General features: G+C 31.6%; 11 protein-coding genes. All 11 read right to left on the minus strand.

Going from position 1 to position 13,212, the window contains the following annotated elements; genetic code table 11:
• Positions 1 to 395 precede the first annotated feature (395 nt).
• Entirely contained in the window at positions 396 to 2,372 is a 1,977-nt protein-coding gene (hepC, locus tag N4T20_RS14790) for a heparin-sulfate lyase HepC (RefSeq protein WP_260669906.1), read from the minus strand.
• A gap of 157 nt (positions 2,373 to 2,529) precedes the next feature.
• Positions 2,530 to 4,512 (minus strand): heparin-sulfate lyase HepC, encoded by a 1,983-nt coding sequence (gene hepC / locus N4T20_RS14795; protein ID WP_260669907.1) that lies wholly within the window; start codon positions 4,510 to 4,512, stop codon positions 2,530 to 2,532.
• An 11-nt stretch (positions 4,513 to 4,523) separates the two neighbouring features.
• Entirely contained in the window at positions 4,524 to 5,726 is a 1,203-nt protein-coding gene (locus N4T20_RS14800) for a glycoside hydrolase family 88 protein (RefSeq protein ID WP_260669908.1), read from the minus strand.
• 816 nt (positions 5,727 to 6,542) lie between these two features.
• Positions 6,543 to 7,448, minus strand: a complete 906-nt coding sequence (locus N4T20_RS14805) for a toll/interleukin-1 receptor domain-containing protein (RefSeq protein ID WP_260669909.1) — start codon at positions 7,446 to 7,448, stop codon at positions 6,543 to 6,545.
• A 146-nt stretch (positions 7,449 to 7,594) separates the two neighbouring features.
• Positions 7,595 to 8,527 (minus strand): hypothetical protein, encoded by a 933-nt coding sequence (locus N4T20_RS14810; RefSeq protein WP_260669910.1) that lies wholly within the window; start codon positions 8,525 to 8,527, stop codon positions 7,595 to 7,597.
• Entirely contained in the window at positions 8,524 to 9,711 is a 1,188-nt protein-coding gene (locus tag N4T20_RS14815; protein WP_260669911.1) for a toll/interleukin-1 receptor domain-containing protein, read from the minus strand. The genes N4T20_RS14810 and N4T20_RS14815 overlap by 4 nt, the downstream gene beginning before the upstream one ends.
• Positions 9,704 to 10,492 (minus strand): TIR domain-containing protein, encoded by a 789-nt coding sequence (locus N4T20_RS14820; RefSeq protein ID WP_260669912.1) that lies wholly within the window; start codon positions 10,490 to 10,492, stop codon positions 9,704 to 9,706. The genes N4T20_RS14815 and N4T20_RS14820 overlap by 8 nt, the downstream gene beginning before the upstream one ends.
• A gap of 16 nt (positions 10,493 to 10,508) precedes the next feature.
• Positions 10,509 to 11,072, minus strand: a complete 564-nt coding sequence (locus N4T20_RS14825; protein ID WP_260669913.1) for a toll/interleukin-1 receptor domain-containing protein — start codon at positions 11,070 to 11,072, stop codon at positions 10,509 to 10,511.
• A gap of 4 nt (positions 11,073 to 11,076) precedes the next feature.
• Entirely contained in the window at positions 11,077 to 11,691 is a 615-nt protein-coding gene (locus N4T20_RS14830) for a hypothetical protein (protein ID WP_260669914.1), read from the minus strand.
• On the minus strand, positions 11,691 to 12,182 hold the full coding sequence (locus tag N4T20_RS14835) for a TIR domain-containing protein (RefSeq protein WP_260669915.1): 492 nt from the start codon (positions 12,180 to 12,182) through the stop codon (positions 11,691 to 11,693). Before N4T20_RS14835 ends, N4T20_RS14830 begins: the two co-directional genes overlap by 1 nt.
• Positions 12,183 to 12,194: 12 nt before the next feature.
• A complete protein-coding gene (locus tag N4T20_RS14840) occupies positions 12,195 to 13,202 on the minus strand; it encodes a nucleotide kinase domain-containing protein (RefSeq protein ID WP_260669916.1) in 1,008 nt (335 codons plus the stop codon).
• Between the last annotated feature and the right edge of the window lie 10 nt (positions 13,203 to 13,212).

The following is a 13,212-nucleotide window of genomic DNA, read 5'->3' on the forward strand; positions in this document are numbered from 1 at the left end:
AATATTTAGAAGGCAAAGAAAAATGTAGAAGTTTCAAGATTATGCAGTCTGAAAAAGTGAAGATGCTTTTACGGTTTACTTTGACAAAGTTTAGCTTTCAATTGCCTCCTGCTTTAGCTGGAGGTTTTTTGAGGATAAAGTTAAGGGCTTTAGGGGTTGTTAGCTTACCTCCAGCTAAAGCTGGAGGCAATTGATTGGTTTTATTCTTGAGAGCATTATTTTTTGCAAGCTTTACAAAGATTTGAAAAACATAGCCCGCGGTTTCAACCACGGGAGATACGGATTGTTTTTTGATGGTGTTCCCGTGGTTGAAACCACAGGCTATATTTTAATAATTATCAAAAAAAACGTCTAAAATTAATTTAGACGTTTTTTTAGAAGAGTAATTGTAATGTTTAGTTTAGTCGAGTTCTAATCTCGCTTTTTTTGCCATCAATTAAAATGTTTAAACTAATGATTCCTTTTTCAAAATCATTGTCCTTATTGGGTTGAACTTTAATATCTGGTGCTTTATCTGTAAAAGGGTAAAGAATGCTGATAAACTGTTCTGTTTTAGTATCTTTTTTGACCTTTTCAAAGACAAATGCAGGTCTTGCCAATTCTTTCGCGTAAGCGTAAGAGACTTTTCCAGTTTCTTCGTTTAATGCAATTTTATCCGTATTTAAGGATTGAATTAAGAGATTGTTTCCATCTTCATAAGTGGTGTACACTTTATTATTTGTTTGATCAAAAACAGGTTTGCTGTCTTCTTTTAGCTGAAAATGAACACCTAGTTTACCAGTTGCTTTTCCGATTGCTTTATCTATTATTAAAAAGTATTGATTATCAATAAACAAAACACTTCGCTGATGGTTCAAATCGGTATAGCTTGGATTGGTATAGGTTAAAATATCTAGGTTTTTGGCCGTTTGCCACTTGTTTTGTTCTGCTTTAGTAATCACCATATTCTGATCGTCTAGTGTCAAAGTGCTATGGACTTTAGTCTGACGAAACCAATTTCTTTTTTTAGTAACTTCTTCATCGCCACTATAAATGTAGCAGCCTGTGTCTGGTGTAAAATTTCTTCCTTTTATCCAAAGTTCAAAAGTTCCGTTATCTGGCTGAGCATGAAATTCTGCTGGAGGTCCCGCTTTTACAATCATTACCGTAGATTGGTCGTTCCAACCGTTTCTAAAAGTATAGAATCCGCCGTTTGGTAAGGCATTCGATAAATAATCAGGACTTTTTCCTTCTGCGCCGTCGGTTGCAAAATATTTGATTTGTGCATTTTCGGGAAACACTTTAGACCAAATCTTAAACTGTTTTAAGCGGCTTTCTTTTTCAATCAGCCAAGAATCGCCAAACATTGGATTGTTGTAATTAGGAAACATCATGCTTGCTGAAGCTAAAATCATTTTTTCGATGGTTTTCGAATATGTATCTGGAAATTCTTTTTCTACACCAGCCATTTTAGCCGAATTGTACGCTTTCAGAAAAATATCGATACAAGCAACATGGTAAGTAGGAGAGAGTTCCCATTGTATGCCGTCAGGAAGTACTTGCAGTTTTATTTCGCGGTTTAGGATTTCTATACCGCTTTTGCGCCATGCTTCGGCTTGTTTCAATTCAGGAAAAAATGCTCCAGCTCCCAAAATACGCTGTGCTTCAAACAATAAATGATTGCCTTCTTTGCTATAATGTTCCGGAATATATGCGGCTTGTTTGTTATAAGAATTTAAAAACTCCATTAAAAAAGCAGGAGTAAAGTTCGGAGAATTTACAAATAGATTGAATGTAGGAGGCAAGCTCTGTACACGATCTGATACTTCTAGCGGACGCCATGCAAAAGAATCATTTTCTTTAGAACTTCCTAAATAGTTCTTTTTCTCCCAGTCACGAAACTGTGAAATCCATTCTTTGGCATATTTTTCATCTCCAGAACTGCGATACGCCATTCCCATTGGCAGCCACCATGTAACTCGGTGCAATTGCCAGCGGACTTCATTGTCTTTTACGGGCCAATATTCCCAGTTAATATCTTTTCCGTAATCATAAAATCCATACCCTTTTTGAGGCTGAAATTTATGTTCCAGAGCATTATCTGCTTTTTCCTGATTTGCTTTACCAATTTCTTTTCCTCGAAATCTATTTTCGTCTCCCGTATTAAAATCAGGATGTTTAACGGTTTTTCTATTGCGATAATAATTCAGCAGTTCTTGCGCTGCTTCATCGTATTTGGCTGCGTTAAAAAGACTGTTTACTTTTTCTAAGCCTTTATAGTTTAGATTGATAATGTCAAAGCTTTCTTTTTTTATTGGTTTTTCTTGCGCATTGCCCAAGAACCAAGACAGGAAGAGAAAGCACAAGAGGGCTGTTTTTTTTAAATTCTTCATTTAGGTTTTTAATTAAGTGAGTTAGGTAATTTGTTGTTATAATTAAAAAGCTATCCAGTTGATATTATCATATCAAAGATAGCTTTGTATTGTTTTTAATTTTGGAAAAAGCTCAAATAAAACTATAGTTTTGATTGATTTTTTCGTTACATTAGATCTAATGAACAAGGTTTTTCTTTATGTGCCTTTCTTTTCCATTGATAGTAATATTTAGATCAATTTTTCCCTGAGAAATATTATGCTCGGGGTTTTCTGTAATTTTTACTGTTGGAGCTTTTTGACCATCGAATGGAAGTAATAAGGTAATAAAGCCTTGTGTCTGCTGATTGTTTTTTATTTTTTCAAAAACAAAAGCAGGCCTTGGTGTTTCTTTTTGATATTCATACGAAACAAAACTAGATTCTTCTTTTAAAGCAATTTTGTCTTTATCAGCGACTTGTATCAATAAATTATTTCCATCTTCATAATGAGTTGTAATGCTATTGTCTAAAGAATTGGTTGAAGCATTGCTGTCTTCTTTAAGATTATAATGAATTCCTAGATTACCAGCTGCATTTCCAATTGCTTGATCAATAATGAGAAAGAAAGTGTTATCGATAAAAAGAAAAGTTCTTACGTGGCTTAAATCTTTATAACTCGGATTGCTGTAAGACAAAATCTGAGTGTTTCCATCAGGTTGCCATTCTAATAGTTTAGCATCGTTTGTTATGTTTTGATTATCAAGTGTTAAAGTTTGATGCGCTTTAGTAGAGCGGTACCAATCTCTTTTAGAGTTTTCTTGATCGCCCACGTTTGCATAGACAAAACTGCCTGAATCTGGAGTGAAATTTCGACCTTTTACCCAAAGTGCAAAATTGCCATTGTCAGGATGAGAATGAAACTCAGCTGGAGGCCCAGCTTTAATCTGCATTACGGTTGCAGTGGTATCCAGGCCATTTCTAAAAGCATAAAAACCAGCATATGGAAGACTGCTTGATAAATAGTCAGGCTTTTTTCCTGATTTAAAGTTTGATGCATAATACTTAATAGTTTCATTTTTTGGAAAAGCTTTCTCCCAGATCTGATAATTCCTTAACATAGCGCTTTTGGTTGTTAAAAAAGAGTTTCCATACAACGGAAAAGTATAATCTGGAAAGGAATATTTACCAACTGCAAGAACCATTTTTTCGACTAGATTTTTATAGCTTTCTTGAAATTCATTCTCTATTCCATTTAATTGGGCTATCTGTAAAGCATCTAAAAATATTTTAATGGTACCAATATGGTAAGAAGGTGAAAGTTCAAATTGAACGCCATCAGGCAATAGCTGTTTTTGAATTTCTTCGTTTAAGACAGTAATTCCGCTTTTACGCCAAGGAGCAGCACTTTTCATTTCTGGAAAAAAACTACCTGCGTACATCATATGTAGGGCTTCGTACAACCTATGATTTCCAACATCTGTATAATTGTTGGATACATATTCTGCCTGTTCATTATAAGAATTCAAAAAATCCATTAAAAAAGCAGGGGTGAAGTTTGGCGAATTCAAAAACATATTGAAATACGAAGACCAATGATTAAGTCTGAAAGAAACCACAAAAGCTTTCCACGCAAAATCTTTTTCGTCAGGATAGGTGCCTTGCTTGTTTTTTTTAATCCAATCGCGTACTTGTAAAACCCATTCTTTGGCATATTTTTCATCTCCCGTACTATTGTAAACAATACCTAATGATTCCCAGAAAGCAGTTCTATGTAAAAAAGTAGACAGTAATTGATCTTGTACAGGACGATATTGCCAATTAATGTCTTGTCCGTAATCATATGCTGGATAACCTTTATGTGGTTTAAATTTGTGTAGCAGAATATTATTGGCAAGTTCTAAGGTATTTTTGTTCACCTTTCTTCCTTTTAATTTTTCTACATCAGCTGCATTAAAATTCAAATGCTGAACATCGGTGCGATTTCGATAATAATCAAGTAGCCGGTTTGCAGCTTCTTCATATTTTGATGAAGAAACTAGTTTTTTTACTTTTTCAAGTCCTTTATAACCTAGATTTATAGCATTAAAGCTAGATTTGGTTATCTTAACTTCTTGTGCAAGATTTTTTTGCATTAAAAGTAAAACAAAGAGTAAGACGAAAGTTTTTGCAGAAAGACTCATTTTCATCTAATTTAGATTTCAAGTTTTTTTATCACAGCATATCTCTTTAATGCTTCAAGATAGTAGTAATCGGCATAATCTAGCGGTGTATCAATTTCTGAATTGTACAGAAAAGCGCCCACGCTATGTTTTAATAAAAAGAAATGGTTTTCTCCAGGTTTTGCCAGATAAGCATCAGATGATAAAGATTTTAGTATTTCTTCGGCATAGTCAACATATTTTTTTCCATCTTTTACCTGAGTGCTCAAATCTAAAAGGGCCGAAGCAATAACAGCAGCAGCCGAAGCATCTCGTGGAGCAAGTTCTGCAGTGTCTAAAGCATTATGCACATCAAAATCCCAAACAGGAACTTTGTCTTTTGGCATTCGTGGATGATTCATAATAAAAGATGCAATGTTTTCTGCTTGTTGCAAAAACTTAGGATTTTTGCTATTTGAGTAACACATCGTATAACCGTATAATCCCCAAGCTTGTCCGCGCGCCCATGAAGATTCATGCGTAACACCCTGATGAGTTCCTTTGTGTAAGACCTTACCCGTTTTTGGGTCATAATCTACTAAATGATATGAGCTGTAATCTTTTCTAAAATGATTTTTCATAGTTGTTAAAGCGTGTGTACTGGCGGCTTTGGCATATTCAGGTTTATAAAACTGATTGGCACTCCAGTATAAGTACTCCAAATTCATCATATTGTCTATAATTACGGGATAATGCAGCCAAGGGAAATCCCAAGAACGGATAGTGCCTACTACTGGACTAAAACGAGCATAAAGATTTGCCGCGCCATCAGCCAAAGCAGGAAGATATGTTTTGTCTCCCGTAATTCTGTAGGCATTTCCGTAAGAGCAATACAGCATAAAACCTACGTCGTGTGTGTTCTTGATGTTTCTGATGGAGTCTAAGGCAAGGGTAAATTTTTTAGCTTCTTCGGCCATTGTTTTATCGCCTGTAAGTTCATATCCGTACCAAAGACTTCCTGGAAAGAAACCCGTTGTCCAGTCGGTTATTCCTGCAAGACGAACAGTTCCGTCTGGATTAACAGATCGCGGATTTTTTCCAGGTTTGTAAGTTTGTGCAGCTTTGTTTAATTGAAAATGAATTACTTCGGTCGTTTTTGTAAACCAAAGTGGTGACGGATCTTCTTGAATAGGTTTTGCAGAAGAACTTAATGCGGTTAATGTAAGTGCCAGAAACAGTCTAAAGGTTTTTTTCATAGTGTAATCGGTTTATTGATATTCGCTTTGGGTGAATATCTTTAGAGCGAAATTAAATAGGACTACGAAAAGTGTGTTTCAGTTTTTGATTTAAATGTTTTGAATTTGTCTAAATGCTTTATTAAATCGCATTTTTGGAACTGCGCGATTTTTTGTTCCAGTCGAGCAACAGACAATAATTGAAGATTGAGAAATAAACCAATTTATTGCTTCAGTCGAGCAACAATTACATTTGAAAAAAGGAGAGCATGAAATTCAAATAATTTTGAAATATTAGACAATTTTAAAATAAGATTCCATTTTTTTGCTTCATTCTTGGTGTTCGAATCCTATTAAGTTAGCGAATGGCAAATCAACTATTTATATTGTTTTTTATAAAAAAAATATACTTTTATGTAGGTGAACCTTTGTTTTTGTCTTATCTCAAAATAAAAAAATAAAAGCAAAAATGATCAAAACTCAGCGCATTTAGTAGGATAAATAAAAATATGGCGCTAATTGTCTTCAATTGGCGCCATTTGGCGTTGTGACCTCTACGATACAAATTCCAAATCATTTTATGCAAGATTTAAAGAAATTAGCCTATTTTCAAGTTGATTTGTAAGATAATTATTTTGTTTTCTATCATGAAGTGGTTTGTCTGTCCTGTAGGGGTTAAGTATTAGAAATTGTTAATTTAAAAAAGTTCTTGCATCTCGACTTATGGTTTTACTATATAAATTTTCGACTAAAAAATCAAATTAAGAAACTTTTATATTTTCAAAATATAAAAGTTTTTATGCAATCATCTTTTACAATGTTCATTTTTGGCATTTTTCAATAGTTTTCTTTAAATGGTAATTCCTCGTCAAAATCGTAAATGGGAATATTATGTGAAAAAATGTCTGAAGCTTTTTCTATAAATTCTGAATCAAAATTCTCTAAAAAATTATTCTGTGAAGAATCTGAATTATTAATTAAAAATAATAATTGAAATACATCTTTATAAAAATTTTCTCTTTCTCGTTTATATAATTTAAACATTTCAGGGTCAACAATAATTTCTAGAAAGCAACTAGATATATGTTCCCAATATCTTACCTCATTCTCTATATTCAAATCTCTTTGAAAACCATCTAGCCAAAATGCCATTGAGTGAGGGTAACATAGCAACAATGAAGAGCGTATTAACCTGATTCTAGAAATTAAGTTTTCATTTAATTTTAAATGCCTTATTGGAGCAGCTTTCAATTCACTGGCAATTTTTTTTTCTACCTTAGCCGTTTTAAGTAATTCATTAATTCTGATTTTATAATGTATTTCAGAAAATAATTTTGGGTTACAATTTTCTATAATTTTCAATGCTATGTCTTCGATAGTATTTTTTGTTGTTAGAGCAAATTTATCAGCTAAATATGGGCTAAATTCTCTAACTTCTTTAACTGTTACATCTTTCCAAACTGGAAGAAGAATATCCCCATTTTCAATTTCATAAGAGTTCAAACTTTTTAATTCGTATTCGGTCCAGTTTTTACTAAAGAAAGATTTTGAAAGAACTATAAGTCCATAATTTGAATTAGAAATACCCTTATCAATGCTTCGACTTAAGCTGGTTCCAATTTTTAATTCGAATTCATCGTACCAAACCTTTAAACCGTATTCATTTAATAAATTAGCCAATGGACGAACAAAGTCATCTTTATCTTCTGAAGCATGACTTATGAACAAATCTTTGTTTTTCATTATTGCTTTTAAATTAAATATTGCTGAAAGTTAATGCTAATGTTTAATCACTTTCTACTGAAGTCTTTTAAATGACTTCAAGAAGTTGATTAAATAGTTAGTCATTTGTAATCTCAAACTTTATCATTCTCGTTTTAATTTTGAGTCTAAAGTTTTTTTAAGCCTTTCATTAATAAATATAATATTTGATGAATATTTTTGCTTGAAAATAGCACCTCATTTTCTTCAATACTAAGTCCATTGAGTTCTGAAATTTTCTTTACATCAAATTTCGATAATTCGTTTTTTAATATGACTAAGTCAGTATAATCACATTTAGAATTGGCATAACTTTTAAATTCTTTTAGAAAATCGGTATTGTATTGAAAATCATTAGTCAACTCTTCGACAACCTCATCTTTAATTAGCCTTATTAGCCTTTCAGTCGCTCCACCAAATCCTCCGACTAAAAAGAGAGGCTTACTTTCTTTTAAAGTGTAAAGAGCCTCTTCAATAACTCCAGGTACATATCCTAAATAATTTGTAGTTTTTCCTCCAACTAAAATTCTGGCTGAACAATCTTTTGCCATTTGAATCCTCATTTCTTTAAAACATTCGCAAAAGGAATATCGATCTTCTTTAGATGTGAAGGGATTATATTCTTTTTGCTGATCGATAGAGATAGTTTTCGGAGCTGAAATTTCTTTTATTTCAATTTGTTTTGAATGAAAATCTATTCTAACATCACGTGTTAAACGTTTAGTATTAGGAAATACAAAATAGTTAACAAACTTAAAGTCTTTATCATTTGCCTTTTTATATTGGTTCGAAAGTTCTGAAAAATAGTGAGTAAAACCATTTTCCCTTAAGTCTCCACCGTATAAAGCTATTCCATCATTAGCGATAATATACCTTGCAATTTCAATTGAAATATCATTCAAATGCTGTTCAGAAAATCCTATTTTTTCTAAATCTTCATTTACTGATACAGAAATGGCGATTTTTTTATTGTTTAATATTTTTGATTTTGTAGCTTGTTTTTTTTGTTGCAATATTAAATCGGAGTCTACACCTGAAATATCTATTTTATTTTTTTTCATAAATTCAAATTAATAGGAGTTGTAAATTCTACATCTTCATCTAGCTCATTTAAAATGTTGAGTTCTTCTAATCCTAATGGAGGATCGGGATACAGTATAATTAATTTTTTACCCTCTAGATCTTCCTTATATTTCTTTATATCTAAAAAGTTAAACAACTCAGGAGGAGAAGTTATAACTTTAATTTCGTTATAATCATCCGATCCTATATTTGAATATCCTTCTAAAAGTCTATTCTGATATAAGTTATTTAGAACTTGATATAATGTCAAATTTACAATTTTATAAAACCCTATTATCTCTTTCTTGCCTATAACTGTTGTTGGCATATTACCTAAATACGGAAATGCTCTTCTTTCACCTATTAAGATATTATGTACAACTACTATGGGAGACTTATGTTTCTTTGCAATTAATATTTCACGTCGGCACCATTCTCTGTTAGAATATTCGTCTGTATGAAAGACTACTAGAGCTGAATGCTTAATTTCTTGCTCAAATTGCTCTGCAAAATCATATCCATTTGCAATATCAACAGTATCAAAAAATACATCAAGTTTAAGATTGTTCTCGATAAACTTTTTAAATTTGATAGTGGTAGTTTCTCCATCCTTTTTAGCATGACTTAAAAATAACTTTACAGGAGAACCTATTCTATGATGTTCTTTATCGTTTTGTTTTGGATGAAAACTTAAAATAAGTCTGGAACAATCTTGTAATAATTCTGTTTTAATTTTTTTAATAGACTTTTCTAAATCTTTATTATTTTGAAGATTTAAATCTTTATCAAAAAACTTTGTTCCATCTGTAAATTGAAGAGTACTTAGACCACAACCTATAGAATAAGCCTTGTTGCAAAGTGAGATGGGAAATATTCTATTATTGTCATCGATTTTTTCAGTAAGCCCTTCAGTATAAGAACGAAAATCTTCATCTAAAATATATTCTTCATCTATAAGTAATACGATAGCATTCTTTTCTGCATTGGATAAGTCTATTTCTAAAGGTTTATTATCTTCTAGTTTTGCATATCGAAAATAGACTGGAATATTAATACCTCTTGATAAGGGATTTTGATAATCTCGACAAAATGTAGAATACAGTTCTTCCGCAATTTTTTTTCCAGCTTCAAAATTAGGATGCCAAACTACATATATATTTAGTGGATATTTAATATTATTCATTGGTGTTTTTTATCATTTGTTTTAAAGAATTATCTATATTATCCGAATGCGTATTTCTTTTTTCAAATGCAAGTTCTATATATTCTTGCATTTTTGATCTATCATGTGTCCAGTCTCTTATGACTGCATATTTTGACTTAAAATTGTCTGCTAATCTAGTTGGCATTAAATTATAAGTAGCCTTACCCGTACCAAAATCAGGATGATTGGGTAATATTAAACCTAATAATCCAGAATACTTATCTCCAACTTTATAGTTCAATGCCCCAGATATTTCCCAGTCAATATGTTTCCGATGTTTGGTGTTAAGACCTATCAAAACAACCAAAACAGTTGTATCTGCCAAGTAACCTTTTTGAATTAACTGTTTAATGTAACCATCCGAATTGTCGGAATCTATATCTCCATCTTCGACAGATTTATGAGTAATCAAATCACCAAATATTTTTTTAAAATCCTCTTTATGTTCTTGATCTTCAGAATGATAATAACTTATAAATGTCTTTCTTTTTGTTATTTCTTTTGGAAGCTTAGCACTCCAATTAAATCCAGCACCAGCTTTCTTAGTAAATGAACAAATTCTTGACCAGCCATCAGTTTTTCTTTCGGCACAGCAAAAAGTTTTTCCTTTATTAACTTGTTCGACCAACCACTGACGATCTTTAAGCATAGCATCACCGATATGTTCTTCAAAATCATCATGAACTATAACTTTGTCAATTAAATTTCCTTTTTCGTTAAAGGATATTTTTGTGATGACATAATCTTCCCATTTAGCCATAATGTTTTATCTTAAATTAATTGTATGGATCATTTATGAGTGTATCCATTACTCCCGAAAGGGGATTTGTTGAGTTTCCATAATCACTCATCATTTTTGTTTCAAGTAGGATTTCTTTATTAATATTTGAGATTCTACTAATCAGATTGTTTAAATCATAAATGTCTCTAATAATAGTAGCAGACCTTACATACTCAGGCAATCCTCCTTTGGGAATTCCTTTTAGGCATAACACAAATAATTCTGTTTTATCATAACCATAACCTATTTCAAAAGGCACCCAAGTAGAATATAATGTATTGGGAGAAACTAATACTAGCATATGAGAACTATTGTTTATCCCTTTTCTGATTGAATCAGTAACAGCTTTAGCGTTATTAGATTGATGATGAATTCTTAAATCTCCGTCATAAGCGTCAAAATAAACATCGATACCTGTCTTTATCAAATAATCTGCAACCTTCTTTGCTGAATCCTTATCTTTGTGTTGATGCGATATAAATACACATTTTATTCCCAAAGACAAGACTTTATTTCTAGAGTCATACTTTGTTGGGTAATAATATCTGTTTAATGCCATTTAATTAAAATAATTTTGTCTGTTCATAATCTTTCCAATGAATTGGTATGCCATTTATTCCTAAATCGTATTTACTTTTTGTGGCTCTAATAAGATCTTCTGCTAATGGCTCATTTTTAATTGTTATATAATCTCTATGACGAGTTCCAGGACAAATTTCCAGATATTTATCAGGAACTTTCCATGCATTTATTCCCAGATATAAAAAGTTATTTGATATTAAAACATATTCACCGCTTAAATCTTGTTTAAGATTTCCTTCGTTTATTTGTCCATCATATAAGCTATGGTGAGAATCTAATTGGATCCACTCACCATTTTCGTTGTGATAAATATTATCTCCATGTATTTGTTTTAGACTGCCATTCAAAACAGGCTTTTTATAACTAAATCTCTCATCTTCCCAATATTCTTGAAAAGTTAATTTTTCAGTTACTTTCATTAGAAAAATCAAATGATTTAGCAATTTATTTTCAACAGCTCCTGTTCCAATAATCCAATCTCCGACAATTGCTTTTTTTCTTATATGAGGTTTACAACAAGCTAATGTACAATACTCTCCGAATGGGTTTGGCGCAAAACCATAATCACGAGTAATTTTGTATGCATAAATGCTCATTATTGACAACCAATTCTTTTAACATTATTTACTGGTGTTCTAGGAGATCCATTTGAACTACACCATCCGACATCTTTACCATCTAAAGCATCAATTATTTTTTCAGAATTCCAGCCAACTAAACCATCACCGAATTTTTCCAGATTTTCAGGTATATCCGAATCTTTACCTCCATGCATGAATACACCAACAATTCTTTTTCCAAGTTTAGCAGCTTGTTCAATTTCCCAATTCACCCATTCTCTCGAATGAGTCTGAGAACCAATTAGCACGACAACCGTTCCTGCCCAGCGCATTTTCATTGTTAGAAGTCGTTTCAAAGTTTTTTCAGGGATTTGTTTTTTATCTAACCTATCTTGGTTTTTTGGATTAGCTCTTATAGAACTATTCCTAATACCATATTCTTTACCAGCCAATAAATTTGTAAAACCTGTAACAGCAGCATCATCTTTATGATGATGACTTATAAAAACATTTTTTGATGTGCTCATAATCTATAATGCTTAAATTAGTTTGTTAATATTCCATTTAGGAGGAAAGAAATAATTAATTTGTTCTTTCTTCTCTATTTTAAATTTCTGTTTTATACGTGTTCGATTTGAAACTCCCGCAATTTCAGGATGAAACAGTCTAGAATATTTATCTACTTCACAAAAAACATTTTGACAATCTATTAATTGCAAACTTCTGCCTCCTAAATTCTGAAACTTTATTCCTAATCTTTCAAATTCTTTATGTTGATTGTCTGCCATCATTTTTATAATATCTTCATAATTATAATCTCCTAAACTTGTAAAACATTTAGTAATGCCATCTTTTGCTCCTGGTCCAGCTTTTACAAATTCCATTTCACTAAAATTAGTGAGATTACTATAATTGAGATCAATAGTATATTGATACGCTAAAAACTCACCTATTGTAGGATAAGATAATAATAACTCATATATGCCTTTCATAGATTTACATTGTTGAAGTCCATGAGGAAGTTTATCATTTATCATCTTTTCTATTAGTAATAAATGATTTTGATGCTTTCTTTCTTTTCCAAAAGCAGATTTCCCTGATGCCATTATGTAAGCAGGAGAATATATAGCTTCTTTACTTTTCAGTACTTCGAGCAATAATTCATCATAAGCCTTGAAGGAATAATTTTTAAATGATATTTCTCCCAACTCATCTTTAATAAATTCCCATGTAGAAATTCTATTAAAGATTTTGAATAACACAATGCGAAAAAATAATTCATCAGGTTCCTGACTACCTTTGTATATAATATCTCGTATCAAATATTGACTTACTCTATCTGTAGCACGGTATACATTAGTAAATTTGTAGTTATTGAGAATATCATCATTTGACCAAGGAAATTCGACATTATTAATTCGTTTAAAAAAAATATCTTGTCTCTTTGAGATGAACTCCCAATATGTATTATACACAATACTTGGTTTAGGTTTATTTTTTTTTATTAAGAATGAGACACTTTTGGGATTATTATTTTTTTCTATCATTATCGTTTTA

This window comes from Flavobacterium sp. TR2 (assembly GCF_025252405.1).
Lineage (GTDB): Bacteria > Bacteroidota > Bacteroidia > Flavobacteriales > Flavobacteriaceae > Flavobacterium.